Raw genomic sequence first — 22,770 nt, forward strand, 5'->3', positions numbered from 1 at the left:
GCGCTCGGACCATGGGGAGGAATCCCCATGGTCCGACTGCGCACCGTCAGGCCCGGACGGCGGGCTCGGGGATCTCGAGCGTCGCGCTGTCGACCAGAGGAAGCTGCACGGTCACACCGCGACCGGCCTGCACGAAGATCCCACGACCCTCGGGGAAATCGGATCGCTTGACCTTCGGGAACGGCACCTTGAAGATCGCATCTCCGTCGAACGCATCCGGCTTGAGCACGATGCCCTTGCGCCCCGCCTTGAAGTCGCCGACCAATCCGAATCCGCTGGTCACCTGGCTCACATCGGCGTCTCCGATCAGGAAATGCTCGCTGCGGTTGACCGCCTGCAGGAGCGCCTTGAGGGGACGCTCGGCTGGTGAGTCCGCGAACTGCGGCAGGTCTTCGACGACGATCATCAGCCGGACACCCATGCTCTCGTCCGCGACGAGCTCGGCGAGCTCGGTCGCGAGCTCCTTCGCCTCGTCTGGGGTGATCGCGCTCCGCGTCCATGGCGCCAGCTCGCGCAGCTGCGAACGCCTTCCGCCGATGTGGAACAGGCGAACCGCAGGATCCAGGCGCAGCATCGAGGCGACCAGCGCCTTCATCGCATTGGTCTTGCCGGACCTCGGCGGACCGGTCACGACGAACGAGCCCACCGGGTCCAGCTCGCGAGGCTCCAGCGTGTCCTCGGCGATGCCGATCACCGGGAACTCGCCGATGCGGTCGGGCAGCTCCCCCAGCTCCAGCCGGGTCGGCAGCGAGCCGATCTCCGCAACCTCCCGCGCGCCGTTGCCGCGCAGGAAGGCCGCCAACTCGCCCAGCAGCTTCGTCTGCTCTGCCACGTTCGGCGTCGCACCGAGCACCGCGATCTGCGTCTCGAAGCCGTCCACGATCGCCCGACCCGGGGCGGAGCGCTCGTCCAGCACGTCCTTCGGCGCGTTCAGCAGCGCGTATGCGTTCTCGTCCGACAGGCGCAGGATGACGCGGCGCGAGACGTTCGAACTGACCGCGGTGGGGACCGACCCGGACCGGTCCGCGGTCGCCACCACGTGCACGCCGAGCGGTCGGCCTTCGCCGAGAATGCGCATGAAGGTCTGGTAGAACGGCATCCGCGCGGTCGTCGATTCCCACTCGCCGCGGAACTGCGGCAGACCGTCCAGCAGCAGCACGATCCGCTGTTCGTCGCGCCCGGTCAGCTCCCGGTACTCCCCGACGCTCGACGCGTTGGCGGCGCTGAACCGTCTGCCCCGATCGTCCAGGACCGACGCGAGGAAGCGCAGGATGCGCTGGACGCGCTCGACGTCGTCCCCGGAGATGACGGAGCCGACGTGCGGCAGCGCTTCGAGGCTCTTCAGCGACCCAGATCCGAAGTCCAGGCCGTACACGGCGACGTTCTCGGGACGTCGCCCGAGGGCCGCGGCGATCGCGACCGTGCGCAGGACCGTCGACTTGCCCGATCCGCTGGTGCCGTATACCAGCATCGAGCCGTCGCGGTCGGGCTCGAAGTACACCGGCTCCTGCTTCTGCTGCTCGGGAACGTCGCGCTTGCCGAGCAGGATCGACCCCCCGCGCCCCGATGCCAGGTGGCGGATGTCCACGGTCGTCTCCAGGTCGTCCAGCCATGGCCTGCGCGGGGCGGGGATGCGTGCCTGGGCGGCGGCGGCGACGAGGGTCGCCACGATGCGCTTCTGATCGTTGGGTCCGGGATCAGCGTGGTGCGACTCGGACTCGCTCTGCTCGTCCAGCTCCCACCGCTGCGTCGAGCCGAACCGCAGCTCTGCCACCGTCACATCGGCCGGAGGGGGTGTCTGGCTGCTCCACCCGCCCGCGTACGCGGATTGGAAGGACACCAGGCGCCCGGGGCCGGTCTTGGCGATGCCGCGTCCCGGGATGCCGGGGTCGAAGCCGGCCGCGACAGGACTGTCGACGACGTCCTTCGAGTCGGACTCGTCGGCCATCCGAAGTGCGACGCGCAGGTTCGTGTTGGCCCGCAGGTTGTCCTTGATCACGCCCGCCGGGCGCTGGGTGGCCATGATGAGGTGGATGCCGAGCGATCGGCCGCGCTGGGCGATGTCCACGACCCCGTCCACGAACTCCGGCACGTCGCCGGCGAGGGCGGCGAATTCGTCGATCACCAGGACCAGTGCCGGCGGGGTCTCCGGGTCGCGCCGCTTCTCGAGCTCGAGCAGGTCCTTCGCCTTCTTGCGGTTGAACAGGTGCTCCCGGTGATGCAGCTCGGCTCGCAGGCTCGTCAGCGCCCGTCGCACGAGGTGAGGGCTGAGGTCGGTCACCAGCCCCACGGTGTGCGGCAGATCCACGCAGTCCGCGAACGCCGACCCGCCCTTGTAGTCCACGAACAGGAACGTGACGCGATCGGGGCTGTGCGCCGCGGCCATCCCGAGCACCCATGCCTGGAGGAACTCCGACTTGCCGGCGCCGGTCGTCCCGCCGACCAGTGCGTGCGGACCCTGCGCGCGAAGATCCAGGGCCATCGCGTCGCTGGGTCCCTGTCCGACGATGGCGCGCAGGCTGCCGGACTTCTTGAGCCGCGGCAAGGGCGCCCCCGACCGGTCGAGGATCGTGTTGTTCTCGCGCCACCGATCGATCGCGAACGACGGGTCGGCGCCGGTCTCGGCGCCCAGCAGCGAGAGCAGCATCACCGAGTTCGGGATGTCCGAGGCGTCCTCGATCACCGTGCTGGAATCCGCGACCGTCGCCAGCCGCTTGGAGAGCACCGTCATCAGCTCGTTGGAGACGCCCTCGACGGCGGTCTCCGCGTAATCGACGCCGCTGCGGACCGTTCCGGTGCGAGCTGCCGCCAGGCCGTTTGTCACGTCGACGAACGTGCGGCAGACGGCGGGGAGCGCCTCGACCACCGGAGCCACGAAGAGCCCGTACACGCCGACGTCGGCACCCCGCTCGAGCACCTGGGTGAGTCGGGCGCGGTCGACGGGCGCATCGGCGGTCACGATCACGACGACGGCGGTCTGCCCTGGGAAGGTCGCCTCCTCCGCGGCGCGTCGCACGTCGGTGCCGTAGCGCATCGGGTCCCACTCGGAGTCGAACGGCAGCCGTGTGGCGGAAGACCCCGAGGAGCGGCGGGTGACGAGCTCCTCCAGTCCGGACAGGAGCATCGCGCCGGTCGATGCCGAATCCGCCAGCGGCATCTCCCGGAACGGGCTGCGCTCGCTGGAGGTGTGCGGCAGCCATTTCAGCCACTCCAGCTGCGTGGCCCATCCGGGCTCGGTGAGCGCGACGGCCACCAGCTCGTTGGGAGAGTGCAGACCGAACAGCTGCACGCACAGGCCCCGCAGCGCATCCGCGGCGTCCCGGGGTGGACCGGCGACGCCGATGACGCCGACGCTCTGCAGCGACTCGAGCACGGGAACACCGTCGATGAGGCGGTAGCGCTCACGAAGCCGCTCGACGCGCTCGACGTATTCCTGCAGAGCGTCCGGATTCTCGGAGTTCTTGATGGAGGTCCGCGACGCGGCGACGGAGGTGCCCATGCGCACGGCGAGGAAGTTCCAGTGCTCCGGCCGGCGCGTCCACAGCATCGGTCCGAGCCGCATCGCCTCCTCGAACACGACGGCGACGGGCGGCGCTTCGGCGTTGCGGATGGTCCGCTCGGTGGGACGCTCGCGGAAGAGTCGCTCTTCGAGCTCCTCGAACGTGCGCTCGAAGATCTCGACCTCCTTGCGCTGCCGCTGACCCAGCTGCGTGCGCTGCGAGATGAAGTTGCCGAGCAGCATCAGCGGCGTCATCCCGATCACGAGCAATGAGCGCGGCTGGCCGGTCAGCGTGAAGATCGCGATGCCGAGGATGACCGGGGCGACCAGCATCGGCCAGGGGAACAGTCGGGAGACCGGGTCCTTCGGCATGCGCGGCTCGGGGAGCTCCTCGCCGATATAGCGCGGTTCGACGCGGGGGCTCCGGTTGAACAGCAGCGTGCCGCCGCGCTCGAGGACCGGGTCCTCATCGGTCGGGGCGAAGTCCTGGACGATCCGGACGATCAGTTCGGTGTCGCCGAGGAGGAAGCGCTGCCCGGGGATCACCTTGAGTCGCTGGACCAGCCCGCCGTCCACGATGATGCCGTTGGCCGAATTCAGATCGACGAGCTCGACGGACTTGGAGACCTCGATCCTGGCGTGGCGCTTGGAGATGAGCGGGTCATCGAGCACGACGTCATTGCCGGGAGCACGGCCGATCGTGAAGGTGCCCCGCGGAAGGGAGATCTCGCGACCGGCCAGCGGGCCGCCGACGACCAGCAGGAGCGCGGCGGCCGGCTCCCCCGCCCGCCGCGCAGGCTGATAGTCGCCGCCGAGGTTCACGACCGCCGCGACGAAGCCCGACCCGACGGCGGCGTCACTGATGGGCAGCCCCGGCTCGAGCATGGTGAACTCCGCAGACGTCGGCGGCGCGACCGAGAGGGTGAGCGTGTCCTCGGGGGCGGCGAGGATCTCTCGAGCGGGGTCGGCCTCGACGATCCGACGGGCGATGTCGGCCACGGTCGCGGTCGTGTCCGACGTGACGACGATGTCGGTGCTCCGGCCGTCTCGGCGCTGCAGGGTCAGTTTGAGGCGCATGGTCCTGTTCTCCGGCGATGTCGCATGTCAATCGGCTCGCACGGTCGCGGAGCGATCGCCGAACGTGAGGGTGTCGCCTGGATGCACGATCGCCGGCTGACCGGGCACGAGGCGGTGCTCCGCTCCGCCGCGCACGATCGCACTGCCGTTCGTCGAGTGCCGGTCGACCGCGACGATCTCGCGGCCACGGCGGAGGACGGCGAGGTGAGTCTTCGAAATCGACATCGTGGTGTCCGCGACAGCCACCATCGCCACGCCGAGGTCGCCGGCGGCGGCCGCCGGTGCGCGCCCGAGCAGGACGCCGGCACCGCCGAGGACGATGACGTCGCCCGCGTCCAGGACGAGCGAGTACGCCGGAGGCGGGGAAGCGGATGCCGCGGCTGGCGCGACGGCGAGCGCGCGAGCCGCGGCCGCCGGCGCAGAAGCCGGTGGCGCGTCCAGCAGCACGGGCGGCGCCCACGTCGCCGACGCCGACGGGGCGGGCGCGGGAGGCGGGACCGACGGCGCGACAGGCGCTTTCACCCCATGGGCACCGAGCACCCCTCCGCGACTGCGGGTAGCCGGGATGAAGGGCGCGGGGCCGCGTTCCATCTCCGACGTGGCCAGCGACGGCAGCTCGGGACGCTCGTCGCGGAGGTCGGTGGCCACGGTCTTCCGGGCGATGCGCATCCGCTTGACGTCGTACGGGTTCAGTCCGCGCCTGATGTCGACGAACCAGGTCGCTCCGGCCAAGTCGGGCCAGCCACGGCCTCGACGCTGCGTGTCCCAGAGCGGGGAGAGGGCGATCACCAGCAGGGGGCCGAGCAGCGGAACCAGGAAGCTCCCGTACAGCACGAGGTAGCGCACCACTGCTCCGCGCCAGAACCCGGGTCGCTCGAGTGTGCGCACGTTCACCGACCGGATGCCCAGCAGCCCCTTGCCGAGGGTCACGCCCTTGCGGCCGTGCAGGATCAGCTGCACGAGGACGAACGCCGTCGTCAGCACACTCGAGGCGAGCGCGCACACCAGCACCAGCACGGCATCGTCCCGCTGGGTCATCGATGCAGCCGGGGACTGCTCACCCATGACGGAAACCAATGCGGGCATCGCGACCAGGAGCACGGGCAGCTGCAGCAGCAGGTAGACGAGCACCTCGATGCCCGTCGCCACCGCGCGTCGCGCGTACGGCGCGGGCAGCAGGCCCAGCGCGGCGGCATATCCCGGGTCCGGTCGGCCGGCGGCATCCAGCCCCTCCACCGACCGCGCGCCGTCGTCGATCTCCCAGATCACCGCGTCAGCCCCCGTACGGCGCCACCGGCAGCTCGGCGAGCACCGGCTGCGGGTCGACGGGGTCGCCCGCTTCGTCGTAGTAGACGGGTCCATAGGAGGGGAAGTAGAACTGCGGGACGGATGCCGGTCCCTCGGTCGCGGGAAGGTAGCGCCACTGGTCGCGGGCGGTGGACTCGGCGAAGACGAGATCGCCCAGTTCGGCCGCGCTCCCCTCGCCGCAGGTGCTGCCGGCGGTGACCAGGACCACGCCGGTGGACGGCCGGATGGTCACCGCGGCCTGGTCGAAGATCCCGCCGACGCCGACGATCGCGCGCTGCTCGTCCTCCCCGGAGCCGAACACCTCGGTGCTCACCTCGAGTCCGAGCTCTTCCAGGGACCGTTCGGCGCTGCTGGAGTTCATCTGCGGACACCCGCGCAAGGGTCGCTTCGCGGATCGCGTGGAACGAATAGCCCTTGCCGTCCTCGCATGCGATCGGGACGGCGCCGAAGTCCTTCTGGCGCACCGCCCAGGTGTCCTCGTGCACAGCCATCAGGACGGTGTGCAGTCCGCTCGCGAATTCGTCGTAGCGCTCCGCGCCTGCGGCGTACAGCGCATCGCCTTCCGGCGTCGACGATCCGCTGCATCCGGTCACCATGAGCAGCACCAATCCGGCAGCTGCCGCCGCCATCCGTCGTCGCATCGCACCACTTCCTTCCTCAGAAACGATACGGGTTGACGAACGGGAGCCAGTCCGGGACGTCCCAGAACCCGCTGCCGCTGCCCGGACCGTCCGTCGCCGTGCCCGGCTCGCCGGTCAGGATGATCTGCTGGATGTCGTAGAAGGACTCCGTGCCGTTGGACAGATACCCGTTGTCCTCGTCCTCCCACGGCAGCGCGTTGCCGCCGACGTGCGTCGCGTGGCCGGGTGTCCCCGCCAGGTCCTCCCCGGTCGGCGAGATCCCGCCGTCGCTGCCGAATTCCACAGTGCCGGGCAGGGTCTCCGGCACCGTCCCGTGCTCCGGGGCGGTGTCGCGCCCGATGCGCGCCCACATGTCGGCTCGACCGAGGTCGAGAAGGCATCGGCGTACCGCTGCAGCACGCCCGCCAGCAGCTCGGCCTCGGCGATGTCCGGCGCGATCGCCGCCACCAGGTCGTCCGCGTGGTCGCGTGCGGCATCGATCGACTGCCCGACACCCGGAAGACCGCCCGCGGCGGATGCTGCGGTCCGCAGGCCGTCGAGCCGGTCGGCCATCCGGGTGAACAGGCCGTTCCAGTACGCCATCGATCCGGCGGAGCCCTCCAGCCGTTCCAGCGTGTACCCGCGATTCGGAGAGCGCAGGCTCACTGCGGCTCCCGGCCGGTCAGCTCGAGATCGAGATCGGTGTAGTGATCGGCGATGACGGTCAGGCGTCGTGCCACGTCCGACCCGTCCTCCACCCGCGCGCTGACGCGGTCATGCAGCTGCGTCAGCCGTCGATGCATCTCCAGGCGCAGGCCCGCCCGCATGGCGGGGTTCTCGATGCCGGTGTCCTCGCCGAAGACGTCGGCGTTCTCCGTGAGCAGATCGGTCACGGAGGTCTGCAGCGTCGCCGATGCCGAGCGCAGTTCGGCGTAGAAGACCTCTACGTCGTCCATGTGCCGGTCTCCTTGATCGTCCCCGCGAACGTACCGGCATCTGCGCGCGACGGCGATGGGGAGGACTGCCCATCCCCGCCCAGATGCTGCGGTCGATCAGTGGAAGCGGTCGATCAGTGGAAGAAGTGGCGCTCGCCGGTGAAGAACATCGTCACACCCGCAGCCTGCGCCGCGGCGATCACCTCGTCGTCGCGGACCGAACCGCCCGGCTGGATGATCGCGGTGACACCCGCGTCGAGCAGGATCTGCGCACCGTCCGCGAAGGGGAAGAACGCGTCGGATGCCGCCACCGACCCGGCGGCGCGGTCACCGGCCCGCTCGACGGCGAGGCGGCAGGAGTCCACCCGGTTGACCTGCCCCATGCCGATGCCGACGGTCGCCGACTGCTTGGCGAGGACGATCGCATTCGACTTGACCGCGCGGCACGCCTTCCAGGCGAAGATGAGGTTCGTCATGTCCTCGTCGGCGGGCAGCTCGCCCGACACGAGCTGCCAGTCCTTCGCGACCGATTCGATGTCATCGGGGAACCGGTCGGCGTCCTGCAGCAGCAGACCGCCCGAGACGAGGCGGACATCCATGCGCTCCTGCTGCCAGTCGGCCGGCAACTCGAGCAGGCGCAGGTTCTTCTTCGCCTTGAACACCTCGAGCGCCGCGGGCTCGAACGACGGTGCGACGATGACCTCGGTGAAGATGTCCTTCAGGTTCTCGGCCATCTTCAGCGTCACGGTCCCGTTGGCGGCGATGACCCCGCCGTATGCCGACACGGGGTCGCATTCGTGTGCGCGCAGGTGCGCGCTGGCGATGGGGTCAAGGGCGTTCGGGGCGGCAACGGCGATGCCGCACGGGTTCGCGTGCTTGATGATCGCCACTGCCGGCTTGACCATGTCGAACGCGGCGCGCAGCGCGGCATCCGCATCCACATAGTTGTTGTAGGACATCTCCTTGCCCTGCAGCTGCGTGGCCTGGGCGATGCCGTGACCGCCGAGGCGCGTGTAGATCGCGGCGCGCTGGTGGGAGTTCTCGCCGTAGCGCAGCGTCGCGAGGCGCTCGGCCTTCAGGGTCAGGTGCTGCGGAAGATCGGCGTCCGCGCCGAGCATGTCCTCGGCGAACCAGGTGGCCACGGCGCGGTCGTACTCGCAGGTGTGGGCGAACGCGCGCGCCGCGAGCTGACGACGCTGCGCGAGCGTCGTCCCGCCTCCGCCAAGTGCGTCGAGGATCGCCGGGTACGACTCCGGCGAGACCACGATCGCCACATTCGCGAAGTTCTTCGCCGACGCGCGCACCATCGCAGGGCCGCCGATGTCGATCTGCTCGACGACGTCATCTCCCTGGGCGCCCGAGGCGACAGTCTCGACGAACGGGTAGAGGTTCACCACGACCAGTTCGAACGGTGCGATGTCGAGGTCGGCGAGCTGACGCTCGTGATCCTCGAGTCGCAGGTCGGCCAGGAGTCCGGCGTGCACGCCGGGGTGCAGGGTCTTCACGCGACCGTCCAGCGATTCGGGGAAGCCGGTGACGGATGCCACGTCGGTCACCGTGTAGCCGGCGTCGCGCAGCAGCGCGGCGGAGCCGCCGGTGGAGACGATCTCGACCTCGTTCGCCGCCAGCGCCTCGGCCAGCTTCAGAAGATCGGTCTTGTCGCTCACCGAGATGAGCGCGCGGCGGATCCGGACGAGATCGCGCTCGCGGTACAGGGCGGGGTCGTGGCTCGGGCCGGCCATGGTTCTCCTCGGGGTTCGGCTTCGGGGTTCAGCGTGCCGCCGCGGCGGCCAGATCGAGATCGCCGGTGGCGATGCGGCGCACGACGTCGATGAGCAGACGTCGTTCGACGGGCTTGATGCGTTCGTGGAGGGCGTGCTCGTCGTCGCCCGGCAGCACCGGCACCCGCTCCTGCGCGAGGATCGGGCCGTCGTCGATGCCGCCGGCCACGATGATGACGCTCGCCCCGGTCTGGGTCACTCCGGCGGCCAGCGCGTCGCGGACTCCGTGCGCGCCCGGGAACTCGGGCAGGTACGCCGGGTGGGTGTTGATGATGCGCGGCGCCCAGGCGTCCACGAGCGAGCCGGGCAGCAGCCGCATGAGACCGCTCAGGACGATGAGATCGGGCTTCCACACGTCCAGCTGGGCGCCGAGTTCGGCGCCCCACTCGTCGCGCGTCTCGTACTCGCGCCACGGCACCAGGACCGTCGGGATGCCGTATTCCTCGGCGTGTGCGAAGCCACCGGCCTCGCGGTCGGCCCCGACGACGATGACGCGGGCCGGGTAGTCCGCCTCGGCCGCCTCATCGAGCAGCGCCCGCAGATTCGACCCGCCGCCGGAGATGAGGACGGCAACGGTGAGCACCCGGCAAGTCTATCGGCGGGTCGGTCAGCCGCTCGGCGGGAGGGTCGGGCGGCGGGGCCCGAACTCTGCGGTGGGGATGTCATCCGGGTCCGGATCGTAGCGGACCGGCACCGGCACGATGGGCGCGGTCTCCTGGTGGTCAGCGGGCATCGGCCGGCCGTCTCCGTCCTCGCCGCCTGCTGCGAGGGCCACAGCCGAGGTCGCCGGTTCCACCTGCGCAAGCGCGATGGGCGCCTCGGCCTCGGACCGGCGTCTCCGCGGGGAGAGGAGCAGGATCGCCGCGCCCAGCAGCACCTCGAGCCCGACCGCCAGCGCCAGGGGGCCGGGCTGCGGACCGAGCGTCGCAAGGCGCCCGGGACCGATCGCGCCGGAGGCGACAAAGCCCAGCAGCGCCGCGCTCGCGCCGGCGAAGGCGGCGATCCCGAGAGCGATCACCACGCGAGGACCGACCGGATCCGTGTCGGCGCGCTCACCTGCGGGGCTCGCGGGGTTCGCGACGGCCACCAGCCGGGATCGTGCGACCCATCCGGCGAGTGCGCCGAGCGCGATGGGCACGAGTGCCAGCAGGAGCAGCCACGGGGTCGTCGATTCGGGCACGACACCGAGGATCGGGATGCCGGGGATCACGCCGAGCTGGGTGCCGGCGGGTGAGACCGACGTGCCGACGCCCAGGGCGAAGCCCGGACCTGCCACGAACGACAGTCCCCAGATCACCAGCACCGGCAGATACGCGGCCTGCGCGAGGGTCACGACGATCGCACCGAGCGCATCGACGTGGGCAGCCTCGAAGAGGGCGATCACCTCGCCGCCGCGCACGAGGAGCGATACGGCCACGAGCACCGCCCCGGCACCGACGAGCCCGACGACGGCGATGGCGCCACCGCGGACCACGAGTCCGGCGACCTCTCCCCATCCGCCCTGAGAGGCCTCGATGCGGTCGCGGAACCGGGCGAGCACGCCCCCGCCGGCTTCGCGCCATTCGGTGACGACGGCGCCGGCCCACAACGGGATCGCGAACACGAGTGCGGGGAAGAGGATCGCCTGCCACCGCTGCACACCGGCGATGTCGGTGGCCGAGGTCAGCGCGACCAGCGTCGCGATCGCCGCGAAGACGAGGGTCCCGGTCACCGCACCGGTGACCCACGCGTCGGCCTTGGAGGCCCGGACTCCCGAGCGGGCGGCGAAGACGGCCGCGAAGGCGGCGAAGGCGAGCGGAGCCAGGGAGAGGACGAAGGATGCCGCGCCAGTGTCGATCCCCGCAGCCGCCAGGTACTCACCGGGCAGCGCGACCTGCAGGGGCACCAGGTTGCCGAATTGCCAGAGCGTCGCCGAGGCCGGCCACAGGGCGCTCCACTGTGCGGTGCCGCCGAGGCCGAAGACCCACAGCAGGGTCAGCGGAGCCAGGGTCGCCGCAAGGCCGACGGCCGCGGCGACGGCGGCATCGACGGCAGCGAGGATGAGGACGATGAGGCGATGCATGCGCCATCGAGCCTATCCAGCGGGGTCGATCCGACCGTGCCCGGCACGCTGCTGCGCGGCATCCGCTCAGCAGTTCTCCAGCTGATCGGGACCGTCAGCTCTCGAAGGGCTCCAGCACGAAGATGGCGATCTGGCGATCGGTCTTCTTCTGGTACTCGTCGTAGTCGGGCCACACCTCGGTCGCCCGCGCCCACCATTCGGTGCGCTCGTCGCCGCTGAGCTCGCGCGCCGTGTAGTCGCGCTTGTCCGCACCGTCCTGCAGCTCGACGTGCGGCTGCCGGCGCATGTTGTTGCCCCACGCCGGCTCCTCGGGCGCGCCGCCCTTGGAGGCGACCACGGCGTACCGGCCGTCGTGCTCGACGCGCATCAGTGCGGTCTTGCGCAGCGCGCCCGAGCTCGCGCCGACCGTGGTCAGGACGATGATCGGCACCCCGCGCAGCATGTTGGCCTCGGTCCCGCCGGACGCCTCGAACTTCTCGGCCTGCGTGCGGGCCCATTCGGACGTGCTGGGCTTGTACTCTCCCGTAAGTGGCATGACTCCAGGTTATGGCGTGCCCGGGCGCCTCCAGCCCGCGAGACTTCACATCCGTCCCGTTTTCGGGCGGGAGAACGGACATCTGCGAAGTCTCGCGCTCGGCGCGGGGCGCGCGGGGGGCGGGGCGCGGGGCGCGAGGCGCGAGGCGCGGGGCGCGGGGCGCGGGGCGCGGGGCGCGGGGCCCGAGGGCGGCGCGGGGCCCGAGAAACGCGAAAGCGGATGCGGGGGCGTACAGCCCCGGCATCCGCTTCTCGCTGTGCGGACTAGAGTCCGGCGATGACCTCGCGCATCAGGTCGGCCGTCTCGGACGGCGTCTTGCCGACCTTGACCCCGGCGGCCTCGAGGGCCTCCTTCTTGGCCTGGGCGGTGCCCGCCGAACCGGAGACGATGGCGCCGGCGTGGCCCATCGTCTTGCCTTCGGGAGCGGTGAACCCGGCGACGTAGCCGACGACGGGCTTCGTCACGTTCGCCTTGATGAAGTCGGCGGCACGCTCTTCGGCGTCGCCGCCGATCTCGCCGATCATCACGATCGCCTTGGTCTCGGGGTCGGCCTCGAACGCCGCGAGCGCGTCGATGTGGGTGGTTCCGATGATGGGGTCCCCGCCGATGCCGATGGCCGTAGAGAAGCCGATCTCGCGGAGCTCGAACATCATCTGGTACGTCAGCGTGCCCGACTTCGAGACGAGGCCGATCGGCCCCTTTCCGGCGATGTTCGCCGGGGTGATCCCGACCAGCGATTCGCCGGGCGTGATGATGCCGGGGCAGTTCGGGCCGATGATCCGGGTGGTGTTGCCCTTGCTCTGCGCGTAGGCCCATGCTTCGGCGGTGTCGCCGACGGGCACGCCCTCGGTGATGACGACCAGCAGCGGGATCTCGGCGTCGATAGCCTCGACCATGGCGTCCTTCGTGAAGGCGGGCGGCACGAACGCGATGGACACGTCCGCGCCGGTCTTCTCGATCGCCTCGGCGACCGAGGCGAAGACGGGCAGCTCGACGGCGTTGCCGTCCTTGTCGGTGTGCAGCACCGTGGTGCCGGCCTTGCGGGCGTTCACGCCGCCGACGACCTGGGTACCGGCCTTGAGCATGAGCGCGGTGTGCTTGGTGCCCTCGCCGCCGGTGATGCCCTGGACGATGACCTTGGAGTCCTTGTTGAGGAAGATCGACATATTCTCTGGTTCCTTATCCGGGTCAGGCGCTGGCGAGCTGGGCGGCCTTGTCGGCGCCCTCGTCCATCGTGGAGGCCAGGGTCACGAGCGGGTGGTTGGCATCGCGCAGGATCGCGCGGCCCTCCTCGACCTTGTTGCCGTCGAGGCGGACGACCAGCGGCTTGGTCGCGGTGGAGCCGAGCTCGGCGAGTGCGCCGACGATGCCCTTGGCGACGGCGTCGCACGCGGTGATGCCGCCGAAGACGTTCACGAAGACGCTCTTGACCTGCGGGTCGCCGAGGATGACATCCAGACCGGCGGCCATGACCTCGGCCGAGGCGCCGCCGCCGATGTCGAGGAAGTTGGCGGGCTTGACGCCACCGTGGTTCTCGCCGGCGTAGGCGACGACATCGAGCGTCGACATCACGAGGCCGGCACCGTTGCCGATGACTCCGACCTCGCCGTCGAGCTTGACGTAGTTGAGGTCGTTGGCCTTGGCCTTGGCCTCAAGCGGGTCGGCGGCGTCCTTGTCCTCCAGGAGCGCGTGGCCGGAGTGGCGGAAGTCGGCGTTCTCGTCAAGGGACACCTTGCCGTCGAGGGCGATGATGTCGCCCTCCTCGGTGAGCACGAGCGGGTTGACCTCGACGAGCGTCGCGTCCTCACCGGTGTAGACGCTGTAGAGCTTGACGAAGACGTCGCTCACCTTGTCGACCAGGTCGGCGCTGAAGCCGGCGGCCTCGGCGATCTCGACGGCCTTTGCCTTGTCGATCCCCGAACCGGGGTTGACCTCGATGCGCGCGAGCGCCTCGGGACGCTCGACGGCGAGCTCTTCGATCTCCATGCCGCCCTCGACGCTGGCCAGCGACAGGTAGGAGCGGTTTGCACGGTCCAGCAGCACCGAGAAGTAGTACTCCTTGTCGATGCGGGCGCCCTGGGCGACCATGACCCGCTTGACGATGTGGCCCTTGATGTCCAGGCCGAAGATCGCCTTCGCCGCCTCGAACGCCTCGTCGGGGGTCTTGGCGACCTTGACGCCGCCGGCTTTGCCTCGACCCCCGGCCTTGACCTGCGCCTTCACGACGACGACTCCGCCGATCTTCTCGGCAGCTGCGCGGACCTCCTCGGGAGTGTCCGCGACGATGCCGGCGAGTACCGGCACCTCGTACTTCTCGAAAAGGTCTCGTGCCTGGTACTCGTACAGATCCACAGTGCAATCCTCCGCTAGGACGAAAGGGGAGATGACGCATGAAAACGTCTTGATGTCGAGATAACTCGACCAATCCCCCAGCCTACTACCCGGAAATCGGGGGCCCTGACCGCGACAGCCGGGCAAGGTCCCGCGAGGCGGGACCCTCGATGCGCGTGCCGTCGGCGGCGAACCGCGACGCGTGCAGCGGGCAGTCCCAGGTGCATTCGGCGTCATTCCAGTGCAGGACCCCGCCGAGGTGCGGGCACACCGCGCTCACCGCCCGGGTCACCCCGCCGACGGTGGAGATGCCGACGGGATTTCCGGCGCGGGATGCCACCACGCCCTCGCCCTCGTCGGGTTGGGCGACCGGGACGACCGATCGCTGGGCGCCGATCCATCCGGATGCCGCCTCCCACCCGACCCGCAGGTTCTCCACGCCCCCGCGGCCGAGGTCGGCCGGCACCGTCATGCGGCGCGAGATGGTGTTCATCCAGTCCGGGCGGTCGCTGCGCGCAACGCGGGTGATCTCGGCGGTGAGCCGAAGCGCCGCGGCGGGGCCGTTGGACAGGCCCCACTTGGCGAAGCCGGTCGCGAAGCGGATGCGGCCGAGACCCCGCGGCATCGCGCCGACGAACGGCATCAGGTCGTGCGACTCGTAGTCCTGCGCCGACCACCAGTTCACCGGTTCGGCGCCGGCGAAGTGCTCGCGCGTCCACGCCACGAGATCGTCGACCTGTTCGCGCTCGGAGCGCACCCGCCCGACCGGGTGACCGTTGCCGCCCACGACGAGCCGCGCCCGCCCCGCGGGTCCGTCGGCCGCCGTCACGGAGCGCAGCGACCGGGTCGGCCCGTCCACGGACAGGTACAGGCCGTCGGGGATCTCGCCGTCGAGGTCGAAGGCCACGCAGTACGAGCGCAGGCCGCGGGTCTTGGCGAAGTAGAGACCGCGGTCGAGGATCGGCGCGCCGGTGGCCAGCACGACGTGATCGGCGAACGCGAAGCCCGCGGCGGTCTCCACGACCGCATGCGGGACGACGCCGACGTGGGTGACCCGGGTCCGTGTGTGCAGCGTGCCGCCCGCCGCCAGGAACGCGTCCGCCAGGGCGAGCGCCACGGCCTGCGGGTCCAGGGCCGCCTGGTCATCGAGTGCGACCGCATCCACGAGCGGGAACGGGGTCGATCCGTCGGGAAGCACGCGCCGCACGGGCAGGCCGGCCTCCGATGCTGCGGCGGCCTCGGCTTCGAGATCCTCGACTCCCGCGCCGGACTGCGCGTACGAGTAGGCCACGCGTCGCGTGTACGGCACCCCGGCCTCGTCGGCGAATGCGGTGAGCCACGCGGCGCCGTCCCGGTTCGCCTCGACGTAGGCGCGCACCAGCGCTGCGGGATGATGGCGACGGAGCGTCGAGAGGACCTTTCCCTGCAGCAGGGAGACCTTGCCGGTGTTCGCCCCGGTCGCAAGCTCTCCAACCTCGCCCGCCTCGACCACCGCGACGTCCGTCCCTCCGCGGGCGAGCATGAGCGCCGTGCAGAGCCCGGTGATGCCGGCGCCGACCACGATCACGTCTCGATGCCGTCCCGGCTCGAAGGGCGTTCCGGCCACCGTCCGTCCGGACGCTCTCCACAGGGACGTGCTCGGCTCGCGGTTCATTCCGCCAGTGAACGCCTGCCGAGCGGGCCGATCCAGCGCTTGACAACCCCGGTCTAGGCTCGAGTCGACATGAGCGAGATCCCGTCCCCGTCCGCCGCGAGCACCGACGTCGTCGCCGCGGCGCTCGAGCTGTTCGAACAGCAGGGGTTCGAGGCCACGTCAGTGGAGCAGATCGCCTCGGCCGCCGGGGTGTCCCGCAGCACCTTCTTCCGCCAGTTCGGCGGCAAGGAGGACGTCGTCTTCGCCGACCACGAGGTGCTGCTGAACGACGTGCGGGCCTACCTCGCCCGAGGTCACGCCGACCCCTGGCGCGCGGTGTGCGAGGCATCCGAGCGGGTCTTCCGCCATTTCGCCGCCGACCCCGATGTCGCGCGAAGGCGCTACAGCGTGGTTCGCCGGGTGCCTGCGCTGCGCGAACGGGAGATCGTCACGGTGTTCCGCTACGAGCGCCTGTTCGACCAGTACCTCCGCGAGGCGATTCCAGGCCTTGACCCCCTCGAGGCGGTCGGGTTCGCGGCCCTGGTGACCGCGGTCCACAACCACGTGCTGCGCCGGCTCCTGCGCGGCGAGCGCGTGCGGATCGGCGTGCTGCGCGCAGCGCTGGATGACGCCAGGCGCCGCTACGGCGTGCTCCCCGACGACGCCGGGAATGCGGACGACGTCGTCGTCGCGGTGTTCCCGAGACGGATGCCGGCCGCCGAGGTCACCCGCCGGCTGCGAGAGCGCCTCACCTGAGGTTCCGACGACGAGCGGGGCCTCGCACACGCGAGGCGCGCTGCACAATCCCCGAGCGCCGATCCCGCCGCCGATTAGCCTCTCTGACATGGGACTCTTCCGAAACGATCCGCAGCGCGTCCAGCTGGACCAGCCCGAGGTGCAGCTGAAGGCCACGCAGGCGCCGTGGAGCCTGTGGGCGGACGGATTCGGCAAGCTCGGCATCCGGGCGATCCAGATCATCGTCGTCGTCGCGGTTGCGGCAGGCATCATCTTCGCGATCCAGTCGCTCACGCTCGTGACGATCCCGCTGGTGATCGCCCTGATCCTGGCGTGCGCGTTCGCACCGGTCATGCGGTTCATGCGCAATCGCGGCATCCCCTCGCTGCTGGCCACGATCATCACGCTGCTCGCGATCGTCCTGCTCCTGTCCGGGATCGCGTGGCTGATCATCTGGGCGGTCCGCGACCAATGGGACGACCTCTACGGGCAGGCGCAGGACGGCATCACCGACGTCGTGGCCTGGGTGCAGACGCTCCCGTTCTTCGACGCCGCCGCGGAGCAGCTCGATGACGTCATGTCGACGATCACCGACTTCCTCACCAGTTCGCAGTTCGGCAGCGGAGCGATCGCCGGTGTCGGCGCCATCGCGAACTTCGTGACCGGCTTGGTGCTCATGGTCACGATCCTTTTCTTCTTCCTCAAGGACGGTCCGCAGATGTGGGAGTTCCTGCTGCGCCCGTTCCGCGGCGAGAACTACCTGCGCGCGCATCGCATCGGCGACAAGACGGTCTCGGTGCTCGGCTCGTACGTCCGCGGAACGGCGACGGTCGCCTTCGTCGACGCGGTCGGCATCCTGATCGGCCTGCTCATCCTGCAGGTGCCGCTGGCGATCCCGCTTGCGGTGCTGGTGTTCCTGCTCGCCTTCATCCCGATCGTGGGTGCGACGGTGGCCGGCATCCTCGCAGCGCTGGTCGCCCTCGTCGCCAACGGGTGGTTCGTCGCCCTGCTCGTGGTCGGCGTCGTCGTGCTCGTCAATCAGCTGGAGGGCAACTTCCTCCAGCCGGTCCTCATGGGCCGCTCGATGAAGCTGCACGCGTTCGTCATCCTGGTCGCCCTGACCGTCGGCACAGTCGTCGGCGGCATCGTCGGCGCGGTGCTGGCCGTGCCGATCACCGCCGCGGTCTGGGGCGCGGTGCAAGTGTGGGACGGCGTCAACCTCCCTGCGCGCTGGGCGCGGCCGAAGCACCCCATCGAGTCCTGAGCGCCGCGCGCTCCACCACCGGTCGCCGCCGGTGATCGCGCGCATACCGCGTGGTCGGTATGCTGGTGGCGAAGCGACGACGAGGAGGTCGGATGCGCATCACCGGCGCAGTGCTGGAGCGGTCGGGAGCGGATGCCCCGTTCGCGGCGTCCCGCCCGTTCACCGTCGGCGCGTTGGAGCTGGATCCGCCCGCTGCGGGCGAGCTGCTCGTGCGCATCGAGGCGGCGGGCGTCTGCCATTCCGACCTGAGCGTCGTCGACGGCAACCGGGTGCGCCCGACACCCATGCTGCTGGGCCACGAAGCGGCGGGCATCGTCGAGCGCGTCGGTGACGGCGTCGCCGACATCGCCGTCGGGACGCGGGTCGTGATGACCTTCCTGCCGCGCTGCGGCGACTGCGCGGGATGCCGCACCGACGGCCGACTGCCCTGCGAGCCCGGCACTGCGGCCAACAACGCCGGCACCCTCGTCGGCGGCGGCATCCGCCTCTCCCGCACCGAGGGTGCGGCGCGCGAGCACGTCCACCATCACCTCGGCGTCTCGGCGTTCGCGACGCACGCCGTCGTGAGCCGATCCTCGGTGGTGCCCGTGGACGCCGATGTGCCGCCCGAGGTGGCAGCGCTCCTCGGGTGCGCCGTGCTCACCGGCGGCGGTGCGGTGATCAACGCCGGACGACCCGCGCCCGGCTCGCGCGTGATCGTGGTCGGGCTCGGCGGCGTCGGCATGGCGGCGCTGCTGGTCGCCGTGGCACTCGGTCACGAGGTCATCGGCGTCGACACCGTCGATGCGAAGCTCGCGCTCGCCCGCGAACTGGGCGCCGTCGGGGCGTATTCGCCGGCCGACGCATCGGCCGGCGGCATTCGCGCCCCGCTCGTCATCGAGTCAGCCGGCGCCGTCCCCGCCTTCGAGACCGCGCTCGCCCTCACCGCACCGGGCGGGACCACCGTGACGGTGGGGCTGCCGGCACCGGGCGCCAGGGCGAGCGTGTCGCCGCTGCAGCTCACCGCCGAGGCGCGCACCGTCGTCGGCAGCTACCTGGGCTCCGCCGTGCCGGCCCGTGACATCCCGATCTACGTCGACCTCTGGCGCACCGGGCGGCTGCCGCTGGAGCGCCTCGTCTCCTCTCGGATCACCCTCGACCGCATCGATGAGGCGATGGACCGCCTCGCCGCCGGCGGCGAGCTCCGCCAGCTTCTCACCTTCGAAAGGAACCCCTCATGACTCGAACCGCCATCGTCACCGGAGCGGCACGCGGCATCGGCGCCGCCACCGCCCGCCGCCTCGCCGCGGACGGACACACCGTCGCCGTCCTCGACCTCGACGAAGCGCAGTGCGGTGACACGGTGGCGGCGATCACCGATGCCGGTGGTCGGGCGATCGCGGTCGGGGCGGACGTCGCCGACGCCGAAGCGGTCTCCGGCGCCGTCGCCCGCATCGCCGCGGAGCTGGGCACCCCGACGATCCTGGTGAACAACGCCGGGATCATTCGCGACAACCTGCTGTTCAGGATGACCGAGGACGATTGGGATTCGGTCCTGTCGGTGCATCTGCGCGGCGCGTTCCTGATGTCGCGGGCGGTGCAGGCGCACCAGGTGAGCCAGAACTGGGGGCGCATCGTGAATCTGTCCAGCACGTCGGCGCTCGGCAATCGCGGGCAGGCGAACTACGCCGCCGCCAAGGCAGGCATGCAGGGCTTCACCAAGACGCTCGCGATCGAATTGGGCCGGTACAACGTGACCGTGAACGCGATCGCGCCGGGGTTCATCGTGACCGACATGACCAAGGCCACGGCCGAACGGCTCGGCGTCGGCTTCGACGAGTTCGTCGCGTTCAACGCCGAGCAGATCCCGGTCGGGCGGGCGGGGCATCCCGACGACATCGCCGCCGCCGCATCGTTCTTCTGCTCCGAAGCGGCCGGCTTCGTCTCGGGCCAGGTCCTCTACGTCGCGGGCGGGCCGCGCGCATGATCGCGGCCGACTCCCCGGCCGCTCTGGCCGGCGCCGTCGGGGAGAGTGCGACCGGCGAATGGTTCGAGATCGACCAGTCCCGCATCCAGGCCTTCGCCGATGCCACCGAGGACTGGCAGTGGATCCACCTGGACGCGCAGCGCGCGGCATCCGGCCCGTTCGGCGCGACGATCGCGCACGGCTACCTCACGCTGTCGCTCCTGCCGCGACTGACCGCGGGACTGCTCTCGATCGGCGGGACCGCGATGGTCGTCAACTACGGCCTGGACCGTGTGCGATTCCTGCAGCCGGTCCTCGTCGGCTCACGGGTGCGCGCGGTCACCGAGCTGACCGGGTTGGAGGAGAGCCCCCAGGGCTACCGCGCCGCGCTCACGACGACGGTCGAGCTCGAGGGCTCGTCGCGGCCGGCGCTGGTGGCGCAGACGCTCGCACTGGTCGTCCCCGAGCGCTGACGGGTGCGGCCCGGGCTAGACGAACGCCGCGATCCCGGTGATGGCCCGGCCGACGATCAGCGAGTTCATGTCGTAGGTGCCCTCGAACGTGAAGACCGCCTCGGCGTCGGCGAAATAGCGGGCGACGCTGTAGCCGGGCGGGATGTCACCGGGCACCTCGCCCTGACTGCCGAGCTGGATGCCGTTTCCACCGCAGATCTCGCGGCACAGGGCGACGGTCTCGCGCATCCGCGCGGTCACGAACGCCTTCGCCATCGCCGAGTGGGAGTCGCGCTGGGTCCCATCGTCCTGCATCTGCGAGACGCGCATGCACAGGGCGATCGATGCGGTGATGTCGCCGAGGGCGACCGCGAGCTTCTGCTGCACGAGCTGGAACGACGCGATCGGCTTGCCGAACTGACGGCGGTTCTTCGCGTACGCCAGCGCGCATTCGTATGCGCCCACGGCCACCCCGAGCGCCTGCCACGCGACATCCGCCCGGGTCAAGCGCAGGACGACTGCGACATCGCGGAAGCCGGCGATGTTCTGCAGACGATCGGTCTCCGGCACGACGACGCCGTCCAGGACGATGTCGGCGTTCTCGACGGCGCGCAGCGACTGCTTGCGCTCGATCTTCGTCGCAGAGAAGCCGGGAGCTGGAGTGCGCACGAGGAAGCCCTTCACCTGCTCGTCGGCCACGTCTCGGGCCCAGATCACGACCAGATCGGCGAATGCACCGTTCCCGATCCATCGCTTCGCGCCGTGCAGCACCCACTCCGGCGCCCCGTCCGCACCGATGCGCCGCTCGGCGGTGGTCTCGAGGCCCTTCGCGGTGTCGGAGCCGTGGCCCGGCTCGGTCAGCCCGAACGCGCCGAGCATCTCTCCGGCGGCCAGCCTCGGGAGCCACTCGGCCTTCTGCTCCGGCGAGCCTCCGACGGCGATCGAGGTCATCGCGAGCCCCGAGTGCACGCCGATGAACGTCGCCGTCGACGGATCTGCACGCGAGATCTCCATCGCGACCCAGCCCCGGAACACGCTGCTGTTGGGGAAGCGGGCCGTTTCGGGGAACGCGTTGGCGAACAGACCCAGTTCGGCGATGCGCGGAACCAGATGTCTCGGGCTCTCGGCCCGCTCCCACTGGTCGTCCGCGAACGGACGCACCTGGGTCTCCAGGAAGACCCGGATCTCGCGCAGCGCCTGCTGCTCGCGGTCCGTCAGCAGGTGCTGGAACTCGTAGAAGTCCGCCTCGAGGAGCTCGGCCGGTTCGGCCGCGACCGCCGCAGGCGCCGCACCCGGTTCGGTGGAGGGAAGCGTGAACGTCATCGTGTCTCCGATCGTCGGTGATCTCCGTCGAGTATGCATCACTTTCGGAAATGTTGCACAGCGCGGATGCCGCGGCGATAGAGTTCCGGCATGATGTCGTCCTCCCCCGCCACGTCGACCGCTGCGCCGCAGGGCGCGGCGGCGTCCCCCGCGGCGCCGCCGCGCCCGGCGGCGTCCCCCGCGGCGCCGCCGATTCGCAGCCGCATCGGCACCGTCGGCATCGAGTCCGCGCCGTCCTGGCTCTCGGAGCGGCTCGAGCCCGGCGTCCACCCTGACGCGACACGCGCCTTCGAGCGCGCTCGGGAGACCTTCATCGGGGGTCACCGCATCGACGTGGGCGCCCTCGCGGCCTCCCTCGGCGTCGATCGCACCTCGCTGTTCCGGTGGGTCGGCAACCGCGACGCCCTGCTGAGCGAAGTGCTCTGGTCGCTCGCCGTCCCGACGCTCGTCCAGGCCGAGCACGCATACGACGATGCGTCCGGGGGCGAGCGGATCGCCGGCATCCTGACGCACTTCGTCGACGACCTCATCACCGCCGACTACTTCCGGCAGTTCCTGCGCCGCGAGCCGGCGCGCGCCCTGCGGCTGCTGACGACCAAGGAGAGCCCGATCCAGCGCCGGTACGTGGCCACGGCCGAGTGGCTCGTCCGACGCGACCTCGGCACCGAGCCCCTCGGCGGAGCCATCGATCCGGCGGGCCTGGCCTATCTGCTGGTGCGGATGTCGGAGTCGTTCACCTACGCCGACCTCATCTCGGGAGACCAGCCGAGCGCCGATCGCGCCGGCGTCGCCTTCCGGCTCCTCCTGCGGGTCGACGGCTGATGGACGGCTCCGGGGTGCGGGTCCCGTTCGCCACCCGGTGGAACGACAACGACCAGTACGGGCACCTGAACAACACGGTCTACTACGCGGCCATGGACACCGCCGTGAACACATGGATGATCCGCGACGGCGGACTGGAGCCGCTCGGCGGCGACGCGATCGCCCTGTGCGTGGCATCCTCCTGCGAATTCCACGCCTCGGCCGGCTTCCCTGATGATCTCGAGGTCGGGATCGGGGTGGAGCGGATCGGCACGACGAGCGTCACCTGGGCCCTCGGAATCCTCCGGGCGGGCACGGACGATCAGATCGCGACGGGACGCTTCGTGCACGTGTTCGTGGATGCGGCGACCCGGCGACCGACACCGGTTCCGGCATCGGTACGATCGGCGATCGAAAGGCAGCTGGGCTCCGGATGAGCTTGCATACCGACCATCCGGTATGCTGACCG

Annotated in this window: 20 protein-coding genes; 7 read left to right on the plus strand and 13 right to left on the minus strand. The window is 70.6% G+C overall.

Annotated features, from left to right (window positions below; all coding sequences use genetic code 11):
• Positions 1 to 46 precede the first annotated feature (46 nt).
• From BLT19_RS16250 to BLT19_RS16305, 12 genes are all read right to left on the minus strand, one after another.
• A complete protein-coding gene (locus BLT19_RS16250) occupies positions 47 to 4,576 on the minus strand; it encodes an FtsK/SpoIIIE domain-containing protein (RefSeq protein ID WP_091492427.1) in 4,530 nt (1,509 codons plus the stop codon).
• Positions 4,577 to 4,603: 27 nt separating this feature from the next.
• Positions 4,604 to 5,845, minus strand: coding sequence for an RDD family protein (locus tag BLT19_RS16255; protein WP_091492429.1), 1,242 nt, complete (start codon positions 5,843 to 5,845; stop codon positions 4,604 to 4,606).
• 4 nt (positions 5,846 to 5,849) lie between these two features.
• Complete coding sequence (locus BLT19_RS16260) at positions 5,850 to 6,245, minus strand: hypothetical protein (RefSeq protein WP_091492432.1); 396 nt, start codon at positions 6,243 to 6,245, stop codon at positions 5,850 to 5,852.
• Between the two features lie 296 nt (positions 6,246 to 6,541).
• Complete coding sequence (locus BLT19_RS16265) at positions 6,542 to 6,877, minus strand: hypothetical protein (RefSeq protein ID WP_091492435.1); 336 nt, start codon at positions 6,875 to 6,877, stop codon at positions 6,542 to 6,544.
• 289 nt (positions 6,878 to 7,166) lie between these two features.
• Entirely contained in the window at positions 7,167 to 7,460 is a 294-nt protein-coding gene (locus BLT19_RS16270) for a hypothetical protein (RefSeq protein WP_091492438.1), read from the minus strand.
• Positions 7,461 to 7,573: 113 nt separating this feature from the next.
• Positions 7,574 to 9,181, minus strand: a complete 1,608-nt coding sequence (gene purH / locus BLT19_RS16275) for a bifunctional phosphoribosylaminoimidazolecarboxamide formyltransferase/IMP cyclohydrolase (RefSeq protein WP_091492441.1) — start codon at positions 9,179 to 9,181, stop codon at positions 7,574 to 7,576.
• A 28-nt stretch (positions 9,182 to 9,209) separates the two neighbouring features.
• The gene (gene purN / locus BLT19_RS16280; protein ID WP_091492444.1) at positions 9,210 to 9,803 is read right to left on the minus strand and encodes a phosphoribosylglycinamide formyltransferase; all 594 of its coding nucleotides are present in this window, start codon (positions 9,801 to 9,803) and stop codon (positions 9,210 to 9,212) included.
• A 24-nt stretch (positions 9,804 to 9,827) separates the two neighbouring features.
• Positions 9,828 to 11,282, minus strand: coding sequence for a cell division protein PerM (locus tag BLT19_RS16285; protein ID WP_197672983.1), 1,455 nt, complete (start codon positions 11,280 to 11,282; stop codon positions 9,828 to 9,830).
• Positions 11,283 to 11,376: 94 nt separating this feature from the next.
• On the minus strand, positions 11,377 to 11,817 hold the full coding sequence (locus tag BLT19_RS16290) for a nitroreductase family deazaflavin-dependent oxidoreductase (RefSeq protein ID WP_091492447.1): 441 nt from the start codon (positions 11,815 to 11,817) through the stop codon (positions 11,377 to 11,379).
• A 263-nt stretch (positions 11,818 to 12,080) separates the two neighbouring features.
• Positions 12,081 to 12,983: a succinate--CoA ligase subunit alpha gene (gene sucD / locus BLT19_RS16295; protein WP_091492449.1), complete on the minus strand. Its 903-nt coding sequence runs from the start codon at positions 12,981 to 12,983 to the stop codon at positions 12,081 to 12,083.
• A gap of 22 nt (positions 12,984 to 13,005) precedes the next feature.
• Positions 13,006 to 14,169, minus strand: coding sequence for an ADP-forming succinate--CoA ligase subunit beta (gene sucC, locus BLT19_RS16300; protein ID WP_091492452.1), 1,164 nt, complete (start codon positions 14,167 to 14,169; stop codon positions 13,006 to 13,008).
• A gap of 85 nt (positions 14,170 to 14,254) precedes the next feature.
• Complete coding sequence (locus tag BLT19_RS16305; protein ID WP_091492455.1) at positions 14,255 to 15,802, minus strand: FAD-dependent oxidoreductase; 1,548 nt, start codon at positions 15,800 to 15,802, stop codon at positions 14,255 to 14,257.
• 69 nt (positions 15,803 to 15,871) lie between these two features.
• Here BLT19_RS16305 and BLT19_RS16310 point away from each other — a divergent pair, with 69 nt between their 5' ends.
• The 5 genes from BLT19_RS16310 to BLT19_RS16330 all read left to right on the plus strand — a co-directional run bounded on the left by BLT19_RS16310 (position 15,872) and on the right by BLT19_RS16330 (position 20,198).
• Positions 15,872 to 16,537, plus strand: a complete 666-nt coding sequence (locus BLT19_RS16310; RefSeq protein ID WP_091492458.1) for a TetR/AcrR family transcriptional regulator — start codon at positions 15,872 to 15,874, stop codon at positions 16,535 to 16,537.
• A gap of 88 nt (positions 16,538 to 16,625) precedes the next feature.
• Positions 16,626 to 17,780 carry an AI-2E family transporter gene (locus BLT19_RS16315; protein WP_091492461.1) on the plus strand — a complete coding sequence of 385 codons (1,155 nt, stop codon included), beginning with the start codon at positions 16,626 to 16,628 and terminating at the stop codon, positions 17,778 to 17,780.
• A 92-nt stretch (positions 17,781 to 17,872) separates the two neighbouring features.
• Positions 17,873 to 19,000, plus strand: coding sequence for an alcohol dehydrogenase catalytic domain-containing protein (locus tag BLT19_RS16320; RefSeq protein WP_091492464.1), 1,128 nt, complete (start codon positions 17,873 to 17,875; stop codon positions 18,998 to 19,000).
• Complete coding sequence (locus BLT19_RS16325; RefSeq protein ID WP_091492467.1) at positions 18,997 to 19,746, plus strand: SDR family oxidoreductase; 750 nt, start codon at positions 18,997 to 18,999, stop codon at positions 19,744 to 19,746. Before BLT19_RS16320 ends, BLT19_RS16325 begins: the two co-directional genes overlap by 4 nt.
• Entirely contained in the window at positions 19,743 to 20,198 is a 456-nt protein-coding gene (locus tag BLT19_RS16330; protein WP_091492470.1) for a MaoC family dehydratase, read from the plus strand. The genes BLT19_RS16325 and BLT19_RS16330 overlap by 4 nt, the downstream gene beginning before the upstream one ends.
• Positions 20,199 to 20,213: 15 nt before the next feature.
• Here the strand turns inward: BLT19_RS16330 and BLT19_RS16335 are convergent, their stop codons facing one another.
• Entirely contained in the window at positions 20,214 to 21,500 is a 1,287-nt protein-coding gene (locus BLT19_RS16335; protein ID WP_091492473.1) for an acyl-CoA dehydrogenase family protein, read from the minus strand.
• A 90-nt stretch (positions 21,501 to 21,590) separates the two neighbouring features.
• Here BLT19_RS16335 and BLT19_RS16340 point away from each other — a divergent pair, with 90 nt between their 5' ends.
• Both BLT19_RS16340 and BLT19_RS16345 read left to right on the plus strand, forming a co-directional pair.
• Complete coding sequence (locus BLT19_RS16340) at positions 21,591 to 22,322, plus strand: QsdR family transcriptional regulator (protein ID WP_231917696.1); 732 nt, start codon at positions 21,591 to 21,593, stop codon at positions 22,320 to 22,322.
• A complete protein-coding gene (locus tag BLT19_RS16345) occupies positions 22,322 to 22,738 on the plus strand; it encodes an acyl-CoA thioesterase (protein ID WP_091492476.1) in 417 nt (138 codons plus the stop codon). The genes BLT19_RS16340 and BLT19_RS16345 overlap by 1 nt, the downstream gene beginning before the upstream one ends.
• The last annotated feature ends 32 nt before the right edge of the window (positions 22,739 to 22,770 follow it).

Origin of the sequence: Microbacterium pygmaeum (genome assembly GCF_900100885.1) — a bacterium.
Taxonomy (GTDB): Bacteria; Actinomycetota; Actinomycetes; order Actinomycetales; family Microbacteriaceae; genus Microbacterium; species Microbacterium pygmaeum.